Below are 24,289 nucleotides of genomic sequence, written 5' to 3'. Positions count from 1 at the left end.
CTTATGCGTATTCAAGACATAACTATTTGGGAGCGACTGCAGAGCATGTTCCGTAATTCTTATATTCAGCAGAACTCTGATATCCAGGCCGCCGGCGGCCTGGTCCCGATGGTTGTCGAGCAGTCCGCTCGTGGCGAACGCGCCTACGACATCTACTCGCGCCTGCTCAAGGAGCGAGTGATATTTCTGGTGGGCCCGGTAGAGGACTACATGGCCAACCTGATCTGTGCGCAACTGCTGTTCCTTGAAGCGGAAAACCCGGACAAGGACATCCATCTGTACATCAACTCGCCGGGCGGTTCGGTGACTGCCGGCATGTCGATCTACGACACCATGCAGTTCATCAAGCCGAACGTATCGACCACCTGCATCGGTCAGGCCTGCAGCATGGGCGCATTCCTGCTTACCGCAGGTGCACCGGGCAAGCGTTTCTGCCTGCCGAACTCGCGCGTGATGATTCACCAGCCACTGGGCGGTTTCCAGGGCCAGGCGTCGGACATCGAAATCCACGCCAAGGAAATCCTCTTCATCCGCGAGCGTCTGAACATGCTGATGGCCAAGCACAGCGGCCGTACTCTGGAAGAAATCGAGCGCGATACCAATCGCGACAACTTCATGAGTGCTGAAGCTGCGAAGGAATACGGCCTGATCGACGAAGTGATCAACCAGCGTCCAGCTTAATATAAGCAGCGCAAAACAGGCCTGATCGGCATGTCCGATCAGCGGCGGGCTTGAAAAAGCCCGCAATAGCCTTCATCTTGTGTTGCAAGCCTATCGGATTTGGATCGAACGAATGACTGACACCCGCAACGGCGAGGACAACGGCAAGCTGCTCTATTGCTCCTTCTGTGGCAAAAGCCAGCATGAAGTGCGCAAATTGATTGCCGGCCCCTCGGTCTTTATCTGCGACGAGTGCGTCGACCTGTGCAATGACATCATCCGCGAGGAGGTGCAGGAAGCACAGGCCGAAAGCAGCGCGCATAAATTGCCTTCGCCTAAAGAAATCAGCGGCATCCTTGACCAGTACGTCATTGGTCAGGAGCGTGCGAAAAAGGTTTTGGCCGTAGCGGTGTACAACCACTACAAGCGCCTGAACCAGCGTGACAAAAAGGCTGACGACGTCGAACTCGGCAAGAGCAACATTCTGCTGATCGGCCCGACAGGCTCCGGTAAAACCCTGCTGGCCGAAACACTGGCCCGCTTGCTGAACGTTCCGTTCACCATTGCCGACGCAACCACCCTCACTGAGGCCGGTTACGTGGGTGAAGATGTCGAGAACATCATTCAGAAGCTGCTGCAGAAGTGCGATTACGACGTAGAGAAAGCCCAGATGGGCATTGTCTACATCGACGAAATCGACAAGATTTCCCGCAAGTCCGACAACCCGTCGATCACCCGTGATGTTTCCGGTGAAGGCGTGCAGCAGGCCTTGCTCAAGTTGATCGAAGGCACGGTCGCTTCGGTACCGCCGCAAGGTGGCCGCAAGCATCCGCAGCAGGAATTCCTGCAGGTCGACACCCGTAACATCCTGTTCATCTGCGGTGGTGCGTTCTCCGGCCTGGAAAAGGTCATTCAGAACCGTTCCACCAAAGGCGGCATCGGCTTCAACGCCGAAGTGCGCAGCAAGGAAGAGGGTAAGAAGGTTGGTGAATCCCTGCGTGAAGTCGAGCCTGACGATCTGGTCAAGTTCGGTCTGATCCCGGAATTCGTCGGTCGTCTGCCGGTCCTGGCGACACTGGATGAGCTCGACGAGGCTGCGCTGATGCAAATCCTCACCGAGCCGAAAAATGCTCTGACCAAACAGTATGCCAAGCTGTTCGAGATGGAAGGCGTGGATCTGGAATTCCGTTCCGACGCGCTGAAATCGGTCGCCAAGCGTGCTCTGGAACGTAAAACCGGTGCCCGTGGCCTGCGTTCGATTCTCGAAGGTGTATTGCTCGACACGATGTATGAAATCCCCTCGCAGTCCGAGGTGAGCAAAGTCGTGATCGATGAAAGCGTGATCGAAGGCAAGTCCAAGCCACTGTATATCTACGAAAACAGTGAGCCGACGGCCAAGGCAGCGCCGGACGCGTAAGCGTTCACAGCGCCGCAGCAAAGAAGGGGCCTTCGGGCCTCTTTTTTTTTAAGTCGTTTTTTACCTCCGCTTTGCGCTTGTTTTTTTTCGAGGCAGCCCCCATCTTGGTTTCAAGCTTAATTCCATCTGATTACGGCCATACGGCCGCCGTAGAGGCGAAATCATGAAGACAACCATCGAATTGCCTCTCCTGCCATTGCGTGATGTCGTGGTTTATCCGCACATGGTTATCCCGCTGTTCGTGGGGCGCGAGAAATCCATCGAAGCCCTCGAGGCCGCGATGACGGGTGACAAGCAGATTCTGCTGCTGGCCCAGCGAAACCCGGCTGACGATGATCCCGGTGAAGACGCTCTCTATCGCGTAGGTACGATTGCCACGGTACTGCAACTGCTGAAGCTGCCTGATGGCACTGTCAAGGTTCTGGTCGAAGGCGAGCAGCGTGGCACCGTCGAACGCTTCAGCGAAGTCGATGGCCACTGCCGCGCCGAAGTTTCTCTGATCGAAGAAGTCGACGCCGCCGAGCGCGAGTCGGAAGTCTTCGTGCGCACGCTGCTGTCGCAGTTTGAACAATACGTCCAGCTGGGCAAGAAGGTTCCGGCTGAAGTCCTGTCGTCGCTCAACAGCATCGATGAGCCCGGTCGTCTGGTCGACACCATGGCCGCGCACATGGCGCTGAAAATCGAGCAGAAGCAGGAAATCCTCGAGATCATCGATCTGTCGGCCCGTGTCGAGCACGTGCTGGCACTGCTGGATGCCGAAATCGACCTGCTGCAGGTTGAAAAGCGCATTCGCGGCCGCGTCAAAAAGCAAATGGAGCGCAGCCAGCGCGAGTACTACCTGAATGAGCAGATGAAGGCCATTCAGAAAGAACTCGGTGACGGCGACGAAGGCCACAATGAAATAGAAGAGCTGAAAAAGCGCATCGATGCTGCCGGCCTGCCGAAAGATGCGCTGGCCAAGGCCACCGCTGAGCTGAACAAGCTCAAGCAGATGTCGCCGATGTCGGCTGAAGCCACCGTGGTGCGCTCCTACATCGACTGGCTGGTGCAGGTGCCGTGGAAGGCGCAGAGCAAAGTACGCCTCGACCTGGCCCGTGCAGAAGACATTCTCGACGCCGATCACTACGGCCTCGAAGAGGTCAAGGAGCGCATCCTTGAATACCTCGCCGTGCAGAAGCGCGTGAAGAAAATCCGTGGCCCGGTGTTGTGCCTGGTTGGTCCTCCAGGTGTGGGTAAAACCTCGCTGGCGGAATCGATTGCCCATGCCACCAATCGCAAATTCGTACGTATGGCCTTGGGCGGCGTGCGTGACGAAGCGGAAATTCGTGGTCACCGCCGGACTTACATCGGTTCGATGCCGGGTAGATTGATTCAAAAGATGACAAAAGTGGGCGTACGCAACCCGCTGTTCCTGCTCGATGAAATCGACAAAATGGGCAGCGATATGCGTGGCGATCCGGCTTCGGCGTTGCTGGAAGTGCTTGATCCCGAGCAAAATCACAACTTCAACGATCACTATCTGGAAGTCGATTACGACCTCTCTGATGTGATGTTCCTGTGCACCTCGAACTCGATGAATATCCCGCCAGCGCTGCTGGACCGGATGGAAGTCATCCGTCTGCCGGGTTACACCGAAGACGAGAAGATCAACATCGCCGTGAAATACCTCTCGCCGAAACAGATCGCCGCCAATGGTCTGAAGAAGGGCGAGCTGGAATTCGATGAGGAAGCGATCCGCGACATCATCCGTTATTACACCCGTGAAGCGGGCGTGCGGGGGCTCGAGCGACAGATCGCCAAGGTCTGCCGCAAGGCAGTCAAAGAGCATGCGCTGGAAAAACGCTTCTCGGTAAAAGTGACAGCTGACCTGCTCGAGCATTTCCTCGGCGTGCGCAAGTTCCGCTACGGCCTGGCCGAGCAGCAGGATCAGGTGGGGCAGGTGACTGGCCTGGCGTGGACTCAGGTTGGCGGTGAATTGCTGACTATCGAAGCCGCAGTGATTCCGGGTAAAGGTCAACTGATCAAGACCGGTTCGCTGGGTGATGTGATGGTCGAATCGATCACTGCCGCACAGACCGTTGTGCGCAGCCGCGCCAAGAGTCTGGGCATCCCGCTGGACTTCCACGAGAAGCGCGACACGCACATTCACATGCCGGAAGGTGCTACGCCGAAAGACGGCCCAAGTGCTGGCGTCGGTATGTGCACGGCGTTGGTTTCGGCATTGACCGGTATTCCGGTGCGCGCCGATGTCGCCATGACCGGTGAGATCACTCTGCGTGGGCAAGTGCTGGCAATTGGCGGTTTGAAAGAAAAACTGCTGGCGGCTCACCGCGGCGGAATCAAGATTGTGATTATTCCGGAAGAAAACGTCCGCGATCTGAAGGAGATTCCTGACAATATCAAGCAGGATCTGCAGATCAAGCCGGTTAAATGGATTGACGAGGTCCTGCAAATTGCGCTGCAATACGCGCCGGAGCCCTTGCCGGATGTGGCTCCGGAGATAGTTGCCAAGGACGAAAAACGCGAGTCTGATGCCAAGGAAAGAATTAGCACGCATTAATACGTTTTAGCCTGGGGGGCTTTCCTTGACAGCATTTTAGAGCCCTTGTTATAAAGCGGCTCTTAAGTGTCTGTAGGCCATTCAGCACTCGTTTTTGCTTTCACCAAAAAACTTAGAAACATCTCAAAATAGATATAAGGGGACTTAGAGTGAACAAGTCGGAACTGATTGATGCTATCGCTGCATCCGCTGATATCCCGAAAGCTGCTGCTGGCCGTGCGCTGGACGCTGTAATCGAATCCGTCACTGGCGCTCTGAAGGCTGGCGACTCCGTTGTTCTGGTTGGTTTCGGTACTTTCTCCGTGACTGACCGTCCGGCTCGTACCGGTCGCAACCCGCAAACTGGCAAGTCTCTGGAAATCCCGGCTGCCAAGAAGCCAGGTTTCAAAGCCGGTAAAGCGCTGAAAGAAGCTGTTAACTGAGTTTCCAGGTTTTTACCCATCCGGGTCGGGGTCAAGCCTGACTTGGCAGCGGAGCGGTAGAACAGGTGGCTGAAAGAGCTACCTGTAACGCCGGGATCGAGGGTTCGAGCCCTGTCCGCTCCGCCAGTTACGAGAAGGCGCATCCTCGGATGCGCCTTTCTTCTATCCGGATTCTACCCACGCTCCACGGTTGCCTAAATTGAAGTTCAACCGTTTCTGGGGGACGCATGCTGCAAAATATCAGGGACAATTCACAAGGCTGGATTGCCAAGACCATTATCGGGGTCATCGTTGCACTGATGGCCCTGACCGGTTTCGATGCCATTTTCCAGGCCACGACTCACAAGAACGAGGCGGCCAAGGTCAACGGTGACGAAATCAGCCAGAACGAGCTGAGCCAGGCCGTTGATATGCAACGCCGTCAGCTGATGCAACAACTGGGCAAGGACTTCGATGCGTCCTTGCTCGACGAAAAAATGCTCCGCGAATCGGCGCTCAAAGGCCTGATCGACCGCAAGTTGCTGCTGCAAGGCGCTGAACAGGCGAAGTTCTCGTTCTCCGAAGCCGCGCTGGATCAAGTGATCCTGCAGACGCCTGAATTCCAGGTCGACGGCAAGTTCAGCTCCGAGCGCTTCGACCAGGTGATCCGTCAACTGGGCTACAGCCGCATGCAGTTCCGTCAGATGCTGGCTCAGGAAATGCTTATCGGCCAGTTGCGCGCTGGTGTTGCCGGCAGCGGTTTCGTCACCGACGCCGAAGTGCTGGCTTTTGCCCGTCTGGAAAAACAGACCCGTGATTTCGCCACTCTTAACGTCAAGGCCGACCCGGCTGCGGTCAAGCTGACCGATGACGAGGTCAAGGCTTACTACGACGAGCACGCCAAGGAATTCATGACGCCGGATCAGGTGATCATCGATTACGTCGAGCTGAAGAAATCGTCGTTCTTCGATCAGGTTGCGGTCAAGGATGAAGATCTTGAGGCGGCTTACCAGAAAGAGATCGCCAACCTGTCGGAACAGCGTCGTGCCGCGCACATCCTCATCGAAGTGAACGACAAGACTACCGAAGCGCAGGCGAAAGCGAAGATCGACGAAGTCCAGGCGCGTCTGGCCAAGGGCGAGAAGTTCGAAGCGCTGGCCAAGGAGTTCTCGCAGGATCCGGGTTCCGCCAACAATGGTGGTGACCTTGGTTATGCCGGTCCTGGCGTTTACGACCCGGCTTTCGAAAAAGCGCTGTACTCCTTGTCGAAAGACCAGGTGTCCGAGCCGATTCGTACCGACTTCGGTTATCACCTGATCAAGCTGTTGGGCGTGGAAGCGCCTGAAGTGCCGACCCTGGCCAGCCTGAAAGACAAGCTGACCCGCGAGCTGAAAGCCGCTCAGGTCGAGCAGCGTTTTGTTGAGGCGACCAAACAACTGGAAGACTCGGCGTTCGAAGCTTCTGACCTGGCGCAGCCAGCAGCGGATCTGAAACTGACCGTGCACACTTCCAAGCCGTTCGGCCGTGAAGGTGGCGAAGGTGTTGCAGCCAACCGTGCCGTGGTCACTGCCGCGTTCAGCCCGGAAGTGATTGATGAAGGTGCCAACAGCACCGCCATCGAGCTGGACCCGGAAACCGTGATCGTGCTGCGCGCCAAGGAGCATCTCAAGCCTGCGCAATTGCCACTGGAAAGCGTCAACGCGGCGATCCGCACTCAGTTGACCAAGGAGCACGCCAGTGCCGAGGCCAAGACCCGTGCCGAGAAGCTGATCGCTGATCTGCGCGACGGCAAGGCGCCGCTGGACAAGGCCATTGACGGTCAGAACTGGAAGATCACCGAAGCGGCCACCCGTGGTCAGGAAGGGGTTGATCCGGCTGTGCTGCAGGCACTGTTCCGTATGCCGAAGCCGGCTGCCAAGGACAAGCCGACGTTCTCCAGCGTTACCTTGCCGGATGGCAGCCTGATGGTGGTGCGCCTCAACGGTGTTAACGAAGCTGCTGCGCCTACTGATGAAGAGAAGGCGCAATATCGTCGCTTCCTGGCTTCCCGTGAAGGGCAGCAGGACTTTGCGGCGTATCGCAAGCAACTGGAAGCTGAGGCGAAGATCGAGCGGTTCTGATCTTTTGACTGACGTTTGAAGGAGCCCCGGCCTGATGGTCGGGGCTTTTTTGTTTTGGTGGCTTGGCGGCCTTTGGGCCGGCCATGCTCTGGGTGGTTTGGGTGAATATCCGTTTCTTCGGGTGCGGCGGCTGGTGGTTTCGCCCTTACGGCGAGGCACTTTTTCCAGACGCCGAAAAAGTACCCAAAAAGGCTTGCTCCTACGTTCGGCCCTCGCAGGCTCGGGTTCCTTCGCTGCGGGATCGATCCGGTCGCAGCGGCTCCGGTTTGCTTCGCTGCACCTCCTTCCGCTGTGTCTGGCTGCGCCAGACGGTCGCTGCGCTCCCACGCCCGGATCAATCCCTCCACTCAGCCTTCCGACGTCGCCGGTGGATCAAAAGCAAGATCAGAAGCACTCGAGCTTGCGCTCATTGTTGAGTGGGGCGGCTTTGCCGCGGGCAGCTGCGCTGCTTTGCTTTTGCTTTTGTGGGAGCGAGCCTGCTCGCGAAGGCGGCTTGGCAGCCGACCTGATCTTGAGTTTTTACCTTTCTTTTGCTTTAGAACACGCCGGTCGGTTCTGGGGTGTTATGGCCGTCGAGCCGACAAGCCATGGCGAAATTTCGCGCGTTGATCGATCATTTGTCCACGCGGCTTTTTCCTGACGGCCATGACCGGTAAAGTTGTAACCGATTCTTGACACTATTCCATGCGCCATGGGGCGACGATCTGTTGCACAATACGCCCCGGACTGTTTTCCCTCAGGATGTTCAATGTTGATTTCCACTCCCATGCGTGTTGTCGGGCTGGCGCTTTTGTTGACTGCGGTGGCCGGTTGTTCGAAGGACAAGCCGATCTATGAGCATGAGAACTTCGATGACTCCGGCACCTTTTCGCGCAATTACCCGGTAACCGACACCGCCAGTTGCGAAGCGGCCCGGCGCGCGTTGCTCAGTCAGGGCTACATCATTACCAGCAGTGATCCCAAACTGGTCAGCGGGCACAAGAGCTTCCAGCAGACCGGCGAGACGCACCTCGAGATCAGTTTCAACGTGGTCTGCGCCGAAGATGGCAGCGCCGGGCATCATGCGACGGTGTTCGCCAACGCCTTGCAGGACCGTTATGCGTTGAAGAAGACCAACAATTCCGCCAGCCTCGGTGTCGGTGTGTTGGGCTCGGTGTCGATGCCGATCGGCTCCTCGGACGACTCGATGGTCAAGGTCGCCAGTGAGACGGTCATTGCGCAGAAGTTCTACGAGCGTTTCTTCACGCTGGTGGAGCAGTTCCTGCCCGCCGATGCGAAGAAAGCTGCACACATCGAAGAAAAGCCGAAAACCGATCTTGGTGTGCCAGAACCAAAAGCGGCACCTGCACCTGCGCCTCTGGCGCCGACACCTGCAGCGGAACCGGTCCCCGTGCCGGCTGCGGAAACTGCACCGGCCCCGGTTGAAACCGCGCCAGTGAGTTCCGAACCGATGGTGCCCCCAGCGGAGTCGACGCCGATTACGCCTGCGCCAGCGCCCGTGGAAGAGCCAGCGCCGGCCAGCGAAACCATCACTCCGCCGACCAACCCGGATATTCCGCCACCATCCGAGCCGATTCCGGCGATGCCGGCTTCGGGCCAATAAGAAACCAAGCGAAACCCTGTGGGAGCGAGCCTGCTCGCGAAGCGGTGTATCAGTCGACAGATGATTAGACTGACACACCGCTTCGCGAGCAGGCTCGCTCCCACAGTGGTTTTCGGGTTGGCTTAAAATCTGGTAACACACCTGCGGCATCATCGCCGCGATAAATCCCCAACCACCTGCTACGTTTTATTCATGAAGGCAGCGTTTCACTTTTCCTTCACACGGGCACTTTATGCTCGGGGCACAGGTCGATTGATCAGGCCATTTTCATAGCGAGCAGTTGGGGGATTCATACGATGGATGAGTATCAGGAAGAACTGCTCGAATACCAGGCCTTTGAACTGGATCAACCAGAGCCGGCTGACGACGCGACGGAACTCTGAGCTTCAGGCCCCCGAGCGGTAATTTCGTCGGGATTCGCCGGGCGTCTGCCCGCTCCAGCGCTTGAATGCGCGCTGGAAGGCTTCAGCTGAGGCGAAGCCCAGCAGGTAGGCGATTTCGCCGAATGCCAGTTCGGTGTCGCGGATGTAGGTCATCGCCAGGTCGCGGCGTGTGTCATTGAGGATCGCGCGAAATTGCGTGCCTTCCTCAGTGAGCTTGCGGCGCAAGGTCCAGGTCGGCAGTTTCAGGCGTGCCGCGACTTCTTCAAGGTCCGGCTCGCGGCCGCCATTGAGCAGCGGGCCGAGCAACTGAGTGATGCGCTCGCGCAGGCTGCGGGTGCGGGTCAGTTGTTCCAGCTCCCGCTCGCACAATTGCAGCAGATGTCGCCAGGTGCTCGGGCAATGTTCAGGGTTGCGCAGGGCGAGGCTGCTCAGGCTCAGGCGCAGTTGGTTGCGCTCGGCGCTGAACTGGATCGGGCAGTCACCGAGCATTGTGTAGGCTTCGCGGTAATCCGGGGCTTCGAATTCGATTTCGATTCGCTCGGCGCGCAACGTTTCGCCGCAAAGGCTCGACAGCTGATGCAGCCAGCCGGCGAGGATCGAGTCGACCACGAAGCGGTTATAGGCGTTGTATGGGCTGATCGAGTAGAAGCGCAACCAGGCACCGTTGGCATCTTCATGAAAACTGGACTGCCCGCGATAGTTCGAGCCGTAAAGCGGCTCGAAGCGCGTCAGGCAGCGGGCCGCTTCACGCACGGTGGGTGCTTGCGCCGCAGTGATGCCGGCCAGACCGGCTTGATTCAAGCGGATCATTCGGCCCATGCGCAGGCCCAGGGCCGGGTCGCCGGTGAGTTGAATCGCCGCATGGCCCAGGCGCATGTAACGCGGGATCGACAATCGCGCCCCGGCCTCGGCCAGTCGCGCTGCATCAAGGCCATATTGTTCAAGCAGAGGCAGCGGATCGACGTCGTGGCTGCGCACGGCGTCGGCCAGACTATGGACGAAACCCACCGACAGATCCCCGAGGCGCATCGGCTGCGGCTTCATGGTTTACAGCCAGACGTTCAGCAAGCGCGCACCACGGGCCTCGCCATCGGCGAACTGCTGGCCGTTGCTGCTGAGGAAGCTTGTGCCGGTACTCGACTTGTCCCAGAACTGCCCGCGCATGAACACACTGACGCCGGCAATCGCGCGGCTGCTCGGTGGTTGTGCGGTGAGGGTCAATCGGTGCCAGGCCTGACCTTCGCTGAGGTCGCCGGGCTTGAGGCTGACCGAGCCCGGCGTGCTCGAGCCCTTGTAGCCACGCCATGGCTTGTCCCAGGCGCCTTGGCCGATAACCTGCGCCGGCACGGCCACCAGTTGCGCGCCTTGCTCATCGAGGGTGCGGTAGTTGCCGGGGTACCAGCTGTCACTGCCGATCAGGATGCCCAGGCGTCCGGCCGGTGTGTCGACGACCTGTATGGCGTGTTTATCTTCGGCCTGAATCACACCTTGCTGATCAAAGATCGGATGCATCTGCCGCTGCGGCTGGCCCAACGGTACGCCGTCGCGACCAAACACCACGCTGCTGTTGAACAGGGCGCCGCTGCCGGGCTTGAGCCGGCCGTCGCGGATGCTTGGCTCCGGCAGCACGATGGAGCCGGCCACCAGGGTGACCTGGAACTCTTTGGCCAGACCGCCGAACAGCGCCTGGTAATCCTTGGCCATGGCCTTCGCTTTCATCCGCAGATAAGCATCGTCCAGCCGTTGCTCGCCCTTGGCCCGCAGCCACGCTCGGGCAAACAGCAGTGGATTGCTCGCCGCCAGCCAGTTCATCGCCTCCGCCAGGGTCGGCGCCTGATAAAGCTCGTCTTTCTCGCCGCTGACCATCAGCCAGGTGCCGACGTGCTCGGGCAACACCACCACGGTTTTTTCGTTGAGCAAGCCCTGATCGCGCGCCTGCTGCAGATACGCCGCGAGTTTGCGGTGCAGGCGTGCGGAGCTTTGGTAATCGGTGGGGAACAGTTCGGGCTGGATGCCGAGCAGATTGCCGCGGTCGCCGGGCGTGCCCTGATTGACGGCGAGCTTGATGCGCAGGTCCGACAGGTAATGCCCCGCCGGCCGGTCTGCCGCCCACATGGCGTAGGTGGTCAGGGCGGCAACGAGGGCCATGGAGAAAAACAGATACAGAAGTTTGCGCATGAAAACCAACAACAGCCGGGTACAGGATGTGCCGACTAGGGTAGGGCCCATGGCCCGGGTTGCCAAGGGGCGCTGTGCATTTGGATCAATAACTTGTCAGTTACGGTCATTGAGTGACAGCGGTGCGACTCTTAGTCTGTCGAACATGACTGACGGGGGACGCAGAGCTCCCGCAATTTTTCCGTGATCGCTCGTTGTGGAGTTACCGATGACCGCCGCTCATTACCCGCATCTGCTGGCCCCGCTGGACCTGGGATTCACCACGCTGCGCAACCGCACCCTGATGGGCTCGATGCACACTGGCCTTGAAGAAAAGCCGGGTGGCTTCGAACGCATGGCGGCGTACTTCGCCGAACGTGCCCGTGGCGGTGTCGGCCTGATGGTCACCGGCGGCATCGGCCCGAATGACGAGGGCGGCGTGTATTCCGGCGCGGCCAAGCTCACTACCGAGGAAGAGGCGCTCAAGCACCGCATCGTCACTCGCGCGGTGCACGAGGCAGGCGGCAAGATCTGCATGCAGATTCTTCACGCCGGGCGTTACGCCTACAGCCCGAAACAGGTAGCACCGAGCGCGATTCAGGCGCCGATCAACCCGTTCAAGCCCAAAGAGCTGGACGAAGAGGGCATCGAAAAGCAGATCAGTGATTTCGTCACCTGCTCGGTATTGGCGCAAACCGCCGAATACGACGGCGTCGAGATCATGGGCTCGGAAGGTTACTTCATTAACCAGTTCCTCGCCGCGCACACGAATCACCGCACCGACCGCTGGGGTGGCAGCTACGAAAACCGCATGCGCCTGCCGGTAGAAATTGTCCGTCGTGTGCGCGAAGCGGTCGGGCCGAATTTCATCATCATCTTCCGCCTGTCGATGCTCGATCTGGTCGAAGGTGGCAGCACCTGGGATGAAATCGTCATGCTGGCCAAAGCCATCGAGCAGGCCGGTGCGACCATCATCAACACTGGTATCGGCTGGCACGAAGCGCGGATTCCGACCATCGCCACCAAGGTTCCGCGTGCAGCGTTCAGCAAGGTCACGGCCAAGTTGCGCGGCTCGGTGAGCATCCCGCTGATCACCACCAACCGCATCAATACCCCGGAAATTGCCGAGCAGATTCTTGCCGAGGGCGATGCCGACATGGTCTCCATGGCCCGACCATTCCTCGCCGATCCGGACTTCGTCAACAAAGCCGCCGAAGGCCGCGCCGACGAAATCAACACCTGCATCGGCTGCAACCAAGCGTGCCTCGACCACACCTTTGGCGGCAAGCTCACCAGTTGCCTGGTCAACCCGCGCGCCTGCCACGAAACCGAACTCAATTACCTGCCGGTGCAGCAGATCAAGAAAATCGCCGTGGTCGGTGCCGGCCCTGCCGGCTTGTCTGCCGCCACCGTAGCCGCCGAGCGCGGTCATCAGGTGACGTTGTTCGATTCGGCCAGTGAGATTGGTGGCCAGTTCAACATTGCCAAGCGCGTGCCGGGCAAGGAAGAGTTTTTCGAAACCCTGCGCTACTTCAACCGCAAGCTGCAAACCACCAATGTCGAGGTGTGCCTGAACACCCGCGTCGACGTGGCCAAGTTGGTTGAGGGCGGCTACGACGAAATCATTCTCGCCACCGGTATCGCCCCGCGCGTGCCGGCGATTCCGGGCATCGAAAATGCCAAGGTGCTGAGTTATCTGGATGTGATCCTCGAGCGCAAACCGGTCGGCAAGCGTGTCGCGGTAATCGGTGCTGGCGGGATCGGTTTCGATGTCTCGGAATTTCTCGTTCATCAAGGCGTAGCCACCAGTCTGGATCGCGCGGCGTTCTGGAAAGAGTGGGGCATCGACACGCAACTGGAGGCCCGTGGTGGTGTGGCGGGAATCAAAGCGGCACCGCATGCGCCGGCCCGTGAGGTGTTCCTGTTGCAGCGCAAGAAAACCAAGGTCGGCGACGGTCTGGGCAAAACCACCGGCTGGATTCATCGCACCGGTCTGAAGAACAAGCAGGTGCAGATGCTCAACAGCGTCGAATACCTGAGCATCGATGACCAAGGCTTGCACATTCGCATCGGCGAATCCGGCGAGCCGCAACTGCTGGCAGTGGACAACATCGTGATCTGCGCGGGGCAGGATCCGTTGCGTGAATTGCACGACGGTCTGGTTGAAGCCGGGCAGAACGTGCACTTGATCGGCGGCGCGGATGTGGCGGCGGAGCTGGACGCCAAGCGGGCGATCAATCAAGGTTCGCGGCTGGCGGCTGAGTTGTAAACACATTCTGTAGGAGCTGCCGAAGGCTGCGATCTGTTGATCCTGATTTCAAAAGCAAGATCAAAAGATCGCAGCCTGCGGCAGCTCCTACTAGTATGTGGTCTTTTCCAGATTGTGCAGTGCCCATGCTTTTGCCTCCCCCCAACTGGCTACCCCCGGCCCCTCTCGAACCGCTCCATCTGGACTGGCTTGCAGCTGCCGGCATCGAGGTTGCGATCCTGCGCCTGGACCGCATCGACCCGCTGATCAGCGGCAACAAGTGGTTCAAACTCGTCGAACACCTCAAAGCCGCCGAGCGTGCCGGCGCCGAGGGCATCACCAGCCTCGGCGGTGCGCATTCCAATCACCTGCATGCGCTGGCGGCGGCGGGCAAGCGGCTGGGTTTCAAAACCGTGGGACTGCTGCGCGGGCACCCGCAGGACACGCCGACAGTGCGAGATCTGCAAGCGTTCGGCATGCAGTTGCATTGGCTGGGTTACGCCGGCTATCGCGCGCGGCACGAAGCGGGATTCTGGGTACCGTGGCACGCGCAATATCCGACGCTGCATGCAGTGCCCGAGGGCGGTGGTGGCGTGGCCGGCGCACTGGGTTGCGCAGCGATCAGGCAGCAAGCCGAAGAGCAATTGGCCAAGCTCGGCTGGGATGATTTCGACGCCTGGTGGCTGGCCTGTGGCACCGGCACGACACTGGCCGGGCTGGCGCTCGCCGAGAAAGGCAAGCGCGCGGTGTACGGCGCTCTGGCAGTGCCGGATGATCACGGCGTAGCGCCGAACATCGAGTCGATCCTCGCGCCCGCCACCGAGCATGCGGCGGGCTATCAACTGATCGACGCCAGCCGTGGTGGTTTCGCCAAAGTTGACGAGGCGTTGCTGACCTTCATCGATCAGACCGAGCAAACCAGCGGCATCCCTTTGGAACCGCTGTACACCGGCAAGGCCTTGCTGGCGCTCAAGCAGCATGTCGAAGCAGGCGAATTTGCCATCGGCACGCGTCTGATCTTTATCCACACGGGGGGCTTGCAGGGGCGACGCGGATTTGCAATGACATAGCCGATGGACGCGATCAGTACATGCCAGCGTTTCGGCGTAATGATATTTGCAATACACAAAAGTCTTATTTGTACGGTTTATTATTTCTGCTTATTTAAAGTTGTTGGTGTGCGTTGAACTGTGGGCGTAACTCTATGTTGCTTATATCTTGTAGGTTCTTTTGGTTTGAATAGTTTGTTGTGCGTGATTATTGTTGGTTCGGCTCTTTAGTTTGTTATTAAAGATCATAATTATATTTGTAAATTTGAGTGTGAATATGAAAAGTCCGATCTCCAAGCCTCGCCCCACTACCACTACACCAAAGCCAGTGGCGCCAACCAAACCCGTAGCACCGACCAAACCCGTAGCACCGACCAAACCAGTGGCACCAACCAAGCCAGTAGCACCAACCAAACCGGTAGCGCCGACCAAGCCGGTAGCGCCGACCAAGCCGGTAGCGCCAACCAAGCCAGTAGCACCAACCAAACCGGTAGCGCCGACCAAGCCAGTGGCACCAACCAAACCGGTAGCGCCGACCAAGCCAGTGGCGCCAACCAAGCCAGTAGCACCGACCAAACCAGTGGCGCCAACCAAACCGGTAGCCCCAACCAAACCAGTTGCGCCGACCGCACCAGTAGCGCCGGTCGATACCAAGCGTCCGCCAATGCCATGGCCGACCCTTAACATCAACATCGATCCGGTGGCCTTGATTACGCTGATTCAAACACTCGGTGCGACCGTCAATGTCGATGGTTCGACCACACTGCCTGACGGTAGCGTGGTTGACGTTGATAAGACTTCGATCAAGCGTCCCGACGGCATCATTCAATATGACGACGGCCGGGTAGAGTATCCGGACGGGCGAATCGTATGGTCTGATAATACCGTTGAATATCCGGATGGCCGTATTGTCTGGGAAGATGGTACTGAACAATTGCCTGACGGAAGCGTTAAACATCCCGATGGTAGTGCGTACGACGCAGAGGGCAACCTTGTTTCAGAGTAAGTAATAACCGGGCAATATATTTATTCAAGACAGTGCAAAAAAACACCGCTGATTGTCATGGATCAGCGGTGTTCCGGTTATCGGCCTCAGGCGTTTTGCGGCATCTCACCGTTGGCCAGACGCTTGTTGATGTCGGCGATCACTTCCGGCAGATCGCTGATGGTGTCGATCATGTAATGCGGCCGCGAACTTGCGAACAGCGCGTGGATGCGCTTGCGCTCGCTGGCCAGTTCATCGCTGCCCAGCGCGCGGAAACCCTCATAATCCAGACCCAGCGCGTTGCCCGAGCAAATCAGCGCAACCGTCCACATGCCGGCCCGGCGACCTTCGAGAATGCCCGGCACGGTGTCGTCGATCTTCACGCACGCTGCAACATCGTCGATGCCCAGAGCGATCACGTTGGCCAACGCTTGCGCCGGCCATGGACGACCGTTTGGCACTTCGTCGGTGGCGACCACGTGGTCGGCGACGTAGCCGTTGCTGGCGGCGAGTTCGACGACTTTGTCCATGACCGCTTTCGGGTAACCGGAGCAGGAACCGATCTTGATGCCTTGTGCGCGCAGTTGGGCGATGGCGTCCAGCGCGCCGGGAATCAGTGCCGAGTGCTCGGCGATTTTCTCGATCTGCAACGGCATGAAGCGGTTGTAGATAGCGGTGACGTCATCGTCGGTCGGCGTGCGACCGAATACCTTGCGATAACGCTCGGCCACTTGCGGCTGATCACAGAGGGTGCGGATGTGATCCCACTTGCCCATGCCCATCGGCCCACGGGCCTCTTCAATCGACACCTGCACATCGAACTCGGCGAAGGCTTCGACGAAGATCTGCGTCGGCGCGAACGAGCCGAAATCGACCACGGTACCGGCCCAGTCGAGGATCGCGGCTTGCAGCTTGCTTGGATTGGTGTAGTTCATGGCAATCAATTCCTGATTTGAAAATGAGATCAAAATGTGGGAGCGAGCCTGCTCGCGAAAGCGGTCTGACATCAGCGTATGTGTCGCCTGGGACGACGCTTTCGCGAGCAGGCTCGCTCCCACAGGGGATTTTTGGTGAGGCTCAGATATCGAGCACTTCCATCTCGCGCAGCACTTCACCTACTGCTGCTACGGCCTGGCGCATTTCGTCCGGGGTGACGTGGCCGATGCAGCCGACGCGGAAAGTTTCGACCTGGGTCAGCTTGCCGGGGTAGAGGATGTAACCCTTGGCCTTGACCCGCTCATAGAAGTCCTTGAACTGGTAGCGCGGATCCTGCGGGGCATGGAAAGTGGCGATGATCGGCGCCTGAATCGCCGCCGGCAGGAAGCTGCGCAAGCCGAGCTTGTTCATCTCTTCCATCAGCGCCTGACAGTTGGCGGCATAACGCGCATGCCGCGCCGGCAGACCGCCTTCTTCGCGGTATTGCAGCAACGCTTCGTGCAGCGCCGCGACCACATGGGTGGGCGGGGTGAAGCGCCATTGCCCGGTTTTCATCATGTAGGCGTGCTGGTCGTACAGGTCCATCGCCAGCGAGTGCGAGTTGCCAGCCGCGGCGGCCAGCGATTCCTTGCGGGCGAAGACAAAACCCATACCCGGTACGCCTTCCAGGCATTTGCCGGAGGCGGCGATCAGCGCGTCGAACGGTACTTTTTGCGCATCCACCGGCAACGCGCCGAATGAGCTCATGGCGTCGATGATCAGACGTTTGCCGTGTTGCGCGACGACCTCGGCGATTTCTGCCAGCGGATTGAGAATGCCGGTGCTGGTTTCGCAGTGGATCAGCGCCACGTGGGTGATGTCAGCGTCGGCGCGCAGCAAGCGGTCGACGTCGGCGGCGGTGGTCGGCTCGTCTTCGGCGGTTTCGAAGGTGCTGAACGAGCGGCCGAGCACTTCGCAGATCTTCGCCAGGCGCTTGCCGTAAGCGCCGTTGATCAGCACGAGGATTTTGCCATCACGCGGTACCAACGTGCCGATCGCCGCTTCGACAGCGAACGTGCCGCTGCCCTGTAACGGTACGCAATGGTGGCTGGCGGCGCCGTTGAGGATGGCCAGCAATTGCTCGCACAGGCTGGCGGTCAGCTGGTTGAAGCGGTCATCCCACGAACCCCAGTCGACCATCATGGCCTGACGGGTGCGGGCCGAAGTGGTCAACGGGCCGGGAGTGAGCAGAATCGGTGCGGCGGTACTCATTCGTGTGTCCTCGCGAAAACGCTGTGGGATGAAGCTACGGGGCCTACGTTGCAATTCGCCGCTTCATCAATCAAATTGTTTGTTGTTATGCCAGCCATCAGTGAGGTTTATCCATGAATCTGTTTCAGCTGCGCGCCTTCGATGCCGTGGCCCGCGAAGGCAGCTTCACCCGCGCGGCTGCGCGGTTGTTCATCAGCCAGCCGGCGGTCACCGGACACATCAAGGCACTGGAAGAGCACTACCAGATCACCTTGCTGCGGCGCACGGCGCGACGGGTGGAACTGACCGAGGAGGGCACCAAACTGGCGGCGATCACCCGCGCCATGTTCGGCCTGGCTGAAGAAGCGCAGACGCTGCTCGAGGCCAATCGGCAATTGTTGACCGGGCGTCTGGAGGTGGCGGCGGATGGGCCGCACATGGTCATGCCGATGCTGGCAAGCCTGCGCGCGCGCTATCCGGGGATCACCGTCAACCTGCGTCTGGGCAACGCGCAGGAAACCCTGGCGGCGCTGTTGTCGGAACACGCCGATGTCGCGGTGCTGACCGAGGTCGAGCCGCGCAAGGGCCTGCATCTGCAAGCGCTGAGCGAATCGCGGATCTGCGCGTTGGTGCCGGCGGGGCATCGCTGGGCGAATCGCTCCGCTGACGTGAAACTCAAGGAGCTGGACCAAGTGATCATGGTCCTGCGCGAGCCGAGTTCGATTACCCGGCGCACTTTTGATCAAGCGTGTGCGCAGGCCTCGATTCAGCCGCGGGTGTTGCTGGAGCTGGACAGTCGCGAGGCGGTGACCGAAGCGGTCGCGGCCGAGTTGGGTGTCGGTGTGGTGTCATCGGTGGAGGTCAGTCATGACCCGCGCGTGGTGGCGGTCCCGATTGCCGGGGAAGGGCTGATGAACCGGCACATGATTGGCTGCATGGAGCGCCGGCGCGAGTTGCGCTTGATTCAGGCGTTTTTTGATCTGGCGCCAGACTGAATACCGAGGCGACTCCTTCGCGAGCAGACTCGCTCCCGCACTACAGAGCGCGCTCCCATGTGGGAGCGAGCCTGCTCGCGAAGGGGCCAGTGCTGCTTACACAAGGCTCTCGCGAACCATATCGAGAAACGTCGCCACCACCCGCCGCGAACTCTGCTCGCGCAAGCACACCAGGGTTTCGGTCAGGCGCCTCGTGCAATCGGTGATCGGCAACGCGCAGACCCGTGAGTCGGCGCCGAACTCCGCCGCTGAAACCACACCAACCCCGATCCCCACCACCACGGCTTCGCGCGCCGCTTCCCGACCTTCAACCTGAATCGCCGGGCGGATGCGCAAACCTGCGCGGGCCATTTCCTCCTCCAGGGTCTGCCGTGTCACCGAACCGGTCTCACGCAGCACCAGTGGCGTGTCATCCAGATCGGCCAGACAGATCGATTCGCGTTCGGCCCACGGATGATTGCGCGAAACGAACGCCACCATCGGATCGTTGCGCAACGGCACACACAGCAAGCGTTCATCGGTTACGTCGCGGCCGAGCAGCGCCAGATCGGCCTGATAGTTGAACAGGCGAAACAGCGATTCATCGGTATTGCCGGTCTCGATTTTCACGCTGATGCCCGGGTAGCGCTCGCAGAACCGTGCGATCTGCGGCAACACGTGGATCGGCGCGTCCACCGCGAGAATCAGGCTGCCGGTCTGCAGGGCCTGGGATTCTTGCAGCAATTCCTGCGCTTCGGCTTCGATCACGAACAGGCGCTGAGTGATCGCCAGCAGGCGCTCGCCGAGATCGGTCAGGCGTACGGAACGTTTATTGCGGTGAAACAGCAGCACGCCGAAGCGTTCTTCGAGTTTGCGTACTTGGTCGGAAATCGCTGGTTGCGTCAGATAAAGCCGCTCGGCGGCGCGGGTGAAGCTGCCATGGACGGCCACCGCGTGGAACGCTTTGAGTTGGGCGTGAGAGACAGACATGGTGGCTCCAGTAACAAGCTCAGCTTATGTGTGAAATACGATAAATCGATTTTATTTATTAAACAGTAATTGCTTTGATCGGCTCACGCCATCGCTGACTGCTCGGTCGAGCAGCGGCGCCGGCCCATGAGCCTGTGCGTGCAACAGCAGACTCATCTGACCGTTATCGCCGAAGGGAAGGGGCGGTATCGCAGTGCTCAACAATAAAAAACACAGGCGTTTTTCTTAATCGACTCTGCCGGCACACTCACACCCTGAGGTCAGAACCACCATGAACAAGCACATCGGCACCCTGGCGCGTTGGCGCGTGCAGATCTTCGCTATTACCTGGCTCGCGTACGCCGCGTTCTACTTCACCCGCAAAGCCTTTTCGGTGGCCAAACTGGGCATCGCCGAAGACCCTGATTTCACCCTCGACAAAATGGCCATGGCCAACCTCGACGCGATCTATCTGGCGGCGTATGCCCTCGGACAGTTCACCTGGGGCATGCTCGCCGATCGCTTTGGCCCGCGAGTGGTGGTGCTTGGCGGTTTGCTGATATCCGCCGCTGCGGCGCTGGTGATGGGCAGTTTCGCTACATTGCCGATCTTCGCCACGTGCATGTTGATTCAAGGTCTGGCGCAGTCCACTGGCTGGTCGGGGCTGTGTAAAAACCTTGGCAGCTTCTTCCCGTCAGAGCAGCGCGGGCGGGTGCTCGGCTTGTGGAGTTCCTGTTACGCGTTTGGTGGTCTGGTCGCCTCGCCGTTCGCCGGCTGGTGGGCCTACACGCTGGTCGGCACCTGGCACGCGGCATTCATTTCCAGCGCGGCGGTGGTCGCGGTGGTGGCCGTGCTGTTCTTTATCTTCCAGCGCAACAAACCGGAAGACGTCGGCTTGCCGGCGGTGGAGCCCGAGCCGGAACTGACCGCCGAGGAAACCGCAGCCAACAGCAAACTCAGCGTGTGGGAGCCGTTAAAGGAAATCCTGCGCAACCGCACGGTGCTGGTGCTGGGCCTGGCGTATTTCCTGCTGAAACCGGCGCGCTACGCGATTCTGTTGTGGGGGCCAGTGATTGTTTTCGAGCAGATGCCCAGTGTCGGCAAGGTTGGCGCGGCGATCATTCCCACCGCGTTTGAACTGGCTGGGTTGCTCGGGCCGATCATGATCGGCCTGGCCTCGGACAAACTTTTCGGCGCCCGACGCATGCCGGCCTGTGTGCTGAGTCTGCTGGCGCTGACCGTAACGCTGGCATTGTTCATGGCCGCGCTGAACACCGGCAGCGTGTTGTTGGTCGTCGCGTTGCTGTTCGTCATGGGCCTGACGTTGTACGGCCCGGACTCGATGATCAGCGGTGCGGCCGCCATCGATTTCGGCAAGGCCAAGGCCGGTGCCACCGCCGCCGGTTTCGTCAACGGCTGCGGCTCCGTAGGCGCGGTGCTCGGCGGTTTGCTACCGGGCTACTTCGACTCGGTGACGGTGTTCATCGTCTTCGCCGGATGCGCGCTGTTCTCGGCGCTGGTGCTGATTCCGCACTGGAACAGTCGGCCGGTCGGCGTGATGGAGCCGCGCGCGGCGATCCCCAACTGCCCGCTGAGCGTCAAACCGCTGCGTTCCTGAAACCCTTCGCCCCGTGGCCTGCTGCGCGGTGCGCGGCAGGCTGCGTCGTGGCTTTCTGACTGGAGATTTCCCATGCGACCGTTCTGGCTCGAGCAAGCCTTGCAGGCCGACCCATCCGAGCAGTGTCCACCGCTGCAAGGCGAGGTGCGCACCGATGTGTGCATCGTTGGCGGCGGCTACACCGGATTGTGGACGGCGATCATGCTCAAGCAGCAAAACCCCGAGCTGGAGGTGCTGCTGATCGAGGCGGACATCTGCGGCGCTGGCGCCAGTGGCCGCAATGGCGGCTGTGCGCTGTCGTGGTCGGCGAAATATTTCACCCTGGAACGCTTGTTCGGCGTCGACGAGGCGGTGCGTCTGGTCAAGGAATCCGAGCGCAGCATCCATGCGATCGGCGAGTTCTGCGAGCAGTACGGCGTCGATGCCGACTACCGCCTCGACGGCACGCTGTACACCGCGACCAATCGCGCCCAGGTCGGCGCAACTGACGCGGTGATCGCGGCGCTGGAGCGTAACGGCATCAACTCGTTCAGCCAGCGACCCCTCGCCGATGTGCAGCGCATGGCTGGCTCAGCAAAACACCTGGAGGGCTGGTTTTCCCCGGCGGCTGCCAGCGTGCAACCGGGCAAACTGGTGCGCGGCCTGCGCCGGGTGGCGCTGCAATCGGGCGTGAAGATCCATGAAGGCACGGCGATGACCGGGCTGGAAGAGGGCCGCCCGGCACGCATCCACACGCCCGGCGGCAAGGTCATCGCCGACCGGGTGGTGCTGGCGATGAATGCGTGGATGGCCCGCGCGTTTCCTCAGTTCGAGCGCAGTGTGGCGATCGTTTCCAGTGACATGCTGATCACCGAACCGCGCCCGGACCTGTTGCAGCAAATCGGTTTGACCAGCGGCGTCAGCGTCCTCGATTCGCGGATTTTCGTGCATTACTACCACAACACCCCGGACGGCCGGATCATGCTCGGCAAGGGCGGCAACACCTTCGCCTATGGCGGGCGGATGCTGCCGGTGTTCGATCAGCCGTCGCCTTATGCCGGATTGCTCAAGCGCAGTCTCGCGGATTTTTTCCCGGCGTTCGCCGAGGTCAAAATCGACGCGACGTGGAACGGCCCGTCGGATCGTTCGGTGACCGGTTTGCCGTTCTTCGGCCAGATGAGCTCGGCGGGCAACGTGTTTTACGGCTTCGGTTATTCCGGCAGCGGCGTCGGCCCGTGTCACATGGGCGGGCAGATTCTCGCCGCGCTGGTGCAAGGCCTGGATAACCCGTGGACCCGCTCGCCGCTGGTCAACGGGCCGCTGGGTTATTTCCCGCCGGAACCCATCCGCTACCTCGGCTCGTTGATGGTGCGCAACGCCATCCGCCGCAAGGAGCGCGCCGAAGATCACGGGCGTCGGCCTCGGCATCTGGACGTGCGCCTGGCCAAGTTCGCGGCGGCGGCGGGCAAGGCGGACAAAGGCTGAGGCGCCGATCAATGCTCGGCGCGGTGGCTCAGCCAGTCGAGCAACAGGCTGTCGCGCACGGGCTCTGATTCGCGCTCCGGCGGCTGGCGTGCGTGGCTGAGGCACAGGATCGGTCGGTCCGGATCGCTGTCGAGGAAACTCACCCACACTTCACTGCCGGCGCGCGGTAATTGATCGACCGCGACAGGGCCGCTGAGCCGGCTCATGGCGATCGGCAGCCACAGGGCGTCGCTGGCGGATTTATCCGCAGACGGCCACAGGCTTACAGCGAGGCAGCCGTTTTCGTCCACTTGCGCAGGTTGCCCAGGCGCACCCGCCACTTTCGCCAAGTGATAACCGGCAATATTCGGGCGAGCTTGTTTGAGTGGCGGACGGAAGTCGGTCGACCAGGGCTGCGCAGTGAAGTCGTTCTGATAACGCTGAACGCTTGGCGCCGGATCAAGGATCGAAGGGTGCTGCCCGTGGTGGCGCACCGCGCTGATCAGCCATTGTTCGTTGAAATGATGAATCGGGTGGTCGGCCACAAGCAGCAGTCGGCCACTGAGCAAATCGCTGCAATCACTGCGCCCGTGAATGGAGCGCAACTGGCAGCGTTGGCGTTGCAGATGACGTCGACTGCGTTGTTCGGCGTGCAGACGTTCCGGCGATCGCGCGGGCATCGGCAACTCGGTCGAGACCTCGTTGGCGGCTTCGGCATTGCCGGTTGGCTGACCGCGATTGCGCACCGCATGCAGCATCGGTACAGGCGCCGCGCGATGCTGTTGATAGAGCGCGCTGACGCAGGGCGACGGTGGTTGCTCATCAGCATTGAAAGGGATTTCAACCGGTTCCTGCGGCAGGCTCAGGCTGTCGTCAGCGAACACCACGACATGTCCGTCCGGCCCGTGTTCGAAGTGATAGTGGATGCCTTCTTCTTCGCATAGCCGCTGCACCAGTGCCAGATCGCTTTCTTCGTACTGAATGCAAAACGCCCTTGCCGGGTAGTGACCGACGCTCATTTCAATGCGGTAGCTGTGCGCTGGCAGGGCATGTTCTTCGAGCAGTTGTTGAATGATCTGCGGCACACTCAGGTGAGTAAACACGCGGCGCTTATGCGTTTGCGCCAGTTGTTGCAGATGCGGCACCAGAATCAGTCGATAGCCGACCCGATGCGTCCCGCGATGTTCGCAGCTGGCGCTGGAAATGACGCCGTGGAATCCGTGCTGCTCACTGAGCCGCAAAAAGGCTGGCCTGTGCAGGAAGGATCCCGGGACGATGGCCGGGGCCAGTCCGAGCAGTTCGATGTCGAAACGGTAAGGCTGGTTCAGCGCTTCCTCGCCGCGAAAACGCACCACCGGCAGGCGCAATCCGCTGTCGGTCAGCGTAAGGGTGAAGGGACTTTCCTTGTCATTGAGCATTCGAGCAGGCCCTGTCAGGCGATACGGGGTTTCAAGGGTACGAAACCGTCGGGCTGAATGGTCATGTCAAAGGCGCTTTTCAGAATCCCCCTACATGCTTTGGTGAAGATGTCGATTC

General features: G+C 60.0%; 18 protein-coding genes. 12 read left to right on the top strand and 6 right to left on the bottom strand.

What is annotated here, in order from left to right; genetic code table 11:
- Positions 1-45: 45 nt before the first annotated feature.
- The 6 genes from clpP to J2Y39_RS09485 all read left to right on the top strand — a co-directional run bounded on the left by clpP (position 46) and on the right by J2Y39_RS09485 (position 8,761).
- Positions 46-681 carry an ATP-dependent Clp endopeptidase proteolytic subunit ClpP gene (gene clpP, locus J2Y39_RS09515; RefSeq protein WP_016775336.1) on the top strand — a complete coding sequence of 212 codons (636 nt, stop codon included), beginning with the start codon at positions 46-48 and terminating at the stop codon, positions 679-681.
- Positions 682-793: 112 nt separating this feature from the next.
- On the top strand, positions 794-2,077 hold the full coding sequence (clpX, locus tag J2Y39_RS09510; protein ID WP_016775335.1) for an ATP-dependent Clp protease ATP-binding subunit ClpX: 1,284 nt from the start codon (positions 794-796) through the stop codon (positions 2,075-2,077).
- A 163-nt stretch (positions 2,078-2,240) separates the two neighbouring features.
- On the top strand, positions 2,241-4,637 hold the full coding sequence (gene lon / locus J2Y39_RS09505; RefSeq protein ID WP_016775334.1) for an endopeptidase La: 2,397 nt from the start codon (positions 2,241-2,243) through the stop codon (positions 4,635-4,637).
- A gap of 149 nt (positions 4,638-4,786) precedes the next feature.
- Complete coding sequence (locus J2Y39_RS09500; protein ID WP_016775333.1) at positions 4,787-5,059, top strand: HU family DNA-binding protein; 273 nt, start codon at positions 4,787-4,789, stop codon at positions 5,057-5,059.
- Positions 5,060-5,286: 227 nt separating this feature from the next.
- Positions 5,287-7,158 (top strand): SurA N-terminal domain-containing protein, encoded by a 1,872-nt coding sequence (locus J2Y39_RS09495; protein WP_310217010.1) that lies wholly within the window; start codon positions 5,287-5,289, stop codon positions 7,156-7,158.
- Between the two features lie 748 nt (positions 7,159-7,906).
- A complete protein-coding gene (locus tag J2Y39_RS09485) occupies positions 7,907-8,761 on the top strand; it encodes a DUF2242 domain-containing protein (RefSeq protein WP_252886453.1) in 855 nt (284 codons plus the stop codon).
- Between the two features lie 386 nt (positions 8,762-9,147).
- Here J2Y39_RS09485 and J2Y39_RS09480 read toward each other — a convergent pair whose 3' ends face one another.
- Both J2Y39_RS09480 and J2Y39_RS09475 read right to left on the bottom strand, forming a co-directional pair.
- Positions 9,148-10,188 (bottom strand): AraC family transcriptional regulator, encoded by a 1,041-nt coding sequence (locus J2Y39_RS09480; protein ID WP_252876591.1) that lies wholly within the window; start codon positions 10,186-10,188, stop codon positions 9,148-9,150.
- Between the two features lie 3 nt (positions 10,189-10,191).
- Complete coding sequence (locus J2Y39_RS09475) at positions 10,192-11,322, bottom strand: nitrilase-related carbon-nitrogen hydrolase (RefSeq protein ID WP_310217004.1); 1,131 nt, start codon at positions 11,320-11,322, stop codon at positions 10,192-10,194.
- Between the two features lie 208 nt (positions 11,323-11,530).
- Between J2Y39_RS09475 and J2Y39_RS09470 the strand changes: the two genes are divergently transcribed.
- From J2Y39_RS09470 to J2Y39_RS09460, 3 genes are all read left to right on the top strand, one after another.
- The gene (locus J2Y39_RS09470; RefSeq protein ID WP_056788766.1) at positions 11,531-13,570 is read left to right on the top strand and encodes an NADPH-dependent 2,4-dienoyl-CoA reductase; all 2,040 of its coding nucleotides are present in this window, start codon (positions 11,531-11,533) and stop codon (positions 13,568-13,570) included.
- Positions 13,571-13,695: 125 nt separating this feature from the next.
- Positions 13,696-14,619 carry a 1-aminocyclopropane-1-carboxylate deaminase/D-cysteine desulfhydrase gene (locus J2Y39_RS09465; protein ID WP_252876589.1) on the top strand — a complete coding sequence of 308 codons (924 nt, stop codon included), beginning with the start codon at positions 13,696-13,698 and terminating at the stop codon, positions 14,617-14,619.
- A 307-nt stretch (positions 14,620-14,926) separates the two neighbouring features.
- Positions 14,927-15,604: a hypothetical protein gene (locus tag J2Y39_RS09460; RefSeq protein ID WP_310217000.1), complete on the top strand. Its 678-nt coding sequence runs from the start codon at positions 14,927-14,929 to the stop codon at positions 15,602-15,604.
- A gap of 86 nt (positions 15,605-15,690) precedes the next feature.
- On the opposite strand, the gene phnX is transcribed toward J2Y39_RS09460, so the two are convergent.
- Positions 15,691-16,518 (bottom strand): phosphonoacetaldehyde hydrolase, encoded by an 828-nt coding sequence (phnX, locus tag J2Y39_RS09455; RefSeq protein WP_122703718.1) that lies wholly within the window; start codon positions 16,516-16,518, stop codon positions 15,691-15,693.
- Between the two features lie 142 nt (positions 16,519-16,660).
- Complete coding sequence (locus J2Y39_RS09450; protein ID WP_041477138.1) at positions 16,661-17,770, bottom strand: 2-aminoethylphosphonate--pyruvate transaminase; 1,110 nt, start codon at positions 17,768-17,770, stop codon at positions 16,661-16,663.
- 113 nt (positions 17,771-17,883) lie between these two features.
- On the opposite strand from J2Y39_RS09450, the gene J2Y39_RS09445 reads away from it, so the two are divergent.
- Positions 17,884-18,744, top strand: coding sequence for a LysR substrate-binding domain-containing protein (locus J2Y39_RS09445; protein WP_310216996.1), 861 nt, complete (start codon positions 17,884-17,886; stop codon positions 18,742-18,744).
- 96 nt (positions 18,745-18,840) lie between these two features.
- Here the strand turns inward: J2Y39_RS09445 and J2Y39_RS09440 are convergent, their stop codons facing one another.
- Positions 18,841-19,713 (bottom strand): LysR family transcriptional regulator, encoded by an 873-nt coding sequence (locus J2Y39_RS09440; RefSeq protein ID WP_095182100.1) that lies wholly within the window; start codon positions 19,711-19,713, stop codon positions 18,841-18,843.
- A gap of 271 nt (positions 19,714-19,984) precedes the next feature.
- On the opposite strand from J2Y39_RS09440, the gene J2Y39_RS09435 reads away from it, so the two are divergent.
- Positions 19,985-21,310 (top strand): MFS transporter, encoded by a 1,326-nt coding sequence (locus tag J2Y39_RS09435; RefSeq protein ID WP_016775327.1) that lies wholly within the window; start codon positions 19,985-19,987, stop codon positions 21,308-21,310.
- Between the two features lie 72 nt (positions 21,311-21,382).
- On the top strand, positions 21,383-22,774 hold the full coding sequence (locus J2Y39_RS09430; RefSeq protein WP_310216993.1) for an FAD-dependent oxidoreductase: 1,392 nt from the start codon (positions 21,383-21,385) through the stop codon (positions 22,772-22,774).
- An 8-nt stretch (positions 22,775-22,782) separates the two neighbouring features.
- On the opposite strand, the gene J2Y39_RS09425 is transcribed toward J2Y39_RS09430, so the two are convergent.
- On the bottom strand, positions 22,783-24,171 hold the full coding sequence (locus J2Y39_RS09425; protein WP_310216990.1) for a type VI secretion system tip protein TssI/VgrG: 1,389 nt from the start codon (positions 24,169-24,171) through the stop codon (positions 22,783-22,785).
- Between the last annotated feature and the right edge of the window lie 118 nt (positions 24,172-24,289).

Origin of the sequence: Pseudomonas sp. 2957 (genome assembly GCF_031456345.1) — a bacterium.
GTDB classification, from domain to species: Bacteria; Pseudomonadota; Gammaproteobacteria; order Pseudomonadales; family Pseudomonadaceae; genus Aquipseudomonas; species Aquipseudomonas siliginis.
Note: the sequence above shows the minus strand (reverse complement) of the source record. Positions and strands in the feature narration are given on the sequence as shown.

Coding starts and splice junctions, on each gene's coding strand:
- clpP (WP_016775336.1), top strand. CDS start 46: ATGTTCCGTAATTCTTATATTCAGCAGAACTCTGATATCCAGGCCGCC.
- J2Y39_RS09495 (WP_310217010.1), top strand. CDS start 5,287: ATGCTGCAAAATATCAGGGACAATTCACAAGGCTGGATTGCCAAGACC.
- phnX (WP_122703718.1), bottom strand. CDS start 16,518: ATGAACTACACCAATCCAAGCAAGCTGCAAGCCGCGATCCTCGACTGG.
- J2Y39_RS09465 (WP_252876589.1), top strand. CDS start 13,696: ATGCTTTTGCCTCCCCCCAACTGGCTACCCCCGGCCCCTCTCGAACCG.
- J2Y39_RS09475 (WP_310217004.1), bottom strand. CDS start 11,322: ATGCGCAAACTTCTGTATCTGTTTTTCTCCATGGCCCTCGTTGCCGCC.
- J2Y39_RS09470 (WP_056788766.1), top strand. CDS start 11,531: ATGACCGCCGCTCATTACCCGCATCTGCTGGCCCCGCTGGACCTGGGA.
- J2Y39_RS09435 (WP_016775327.1), top strand. CDS start 19,985: ATGAACAAGCACATCGGCACCCTGGCGCGTTGGCGCGTGCAGATCTTC.
- clpX (WP_016775335.1), top strand. CDS start 794: ATGACTGACACCCGCAACGGCGAGGACAACGGCAAGCTGCTCTATTGC.
- J2Y39_RS09440 (WP_095182100.1), bottom strand. CDS start 19,713: ATGTCTGTCTCTCACGCCCAACTCAAAGCGTTCCACGCGGTGGCCGTC.
- J2Y39_RS09425 (WP_310216990.1), bottom strand. CDS start 24,171: ATGCTCAATGACAAGGAAAGTCCCTTCACCCTTACGCTGACCGACAGC.
- J2Y39_RS09485 (WP_252886453.1), top strand. CDS start 7,907: ATGTTGATTTCCACTCCCATGCGTGTTGTCGGGCTGGCGCTTTTGTTG.
- J2Y39_RS09445 (WP_310216996.1), top strand. CDS start 17,884: ATGAATCTGTTTCAGCTGCGCGCCTTCGATGCCGTGGCCCGCGAAGGC.
- lon (WP_016775334.1), top strand. CDS start 2,241: ATGAAGACAACCATCGAATTGCCTCTCCTGCCATTGCGTGATGTCGTG.
- J2Y39_RS09480 (WP_252876591.1), bottom strand. CDS start 10,188: ATGAAGCCGCAGCCGATGCGCCTCGGGGATCTGTCGGTGGGTTTCGTC.
- J2Y39_RS09450 (WP_041477138.1), bottom strand. CDS start 17,770: ATGAGTACCGCCGCACCGATTCTGCTCACTCCCGGCCCGTTGACCACT.
- J2Y39_RS09430 (WP_310216993.1), top strand. CDS start 21,383: ATGCGACCGTTCTGGCTCGAGCAAGCCTTGCAGGCCGACCCATCCGAG.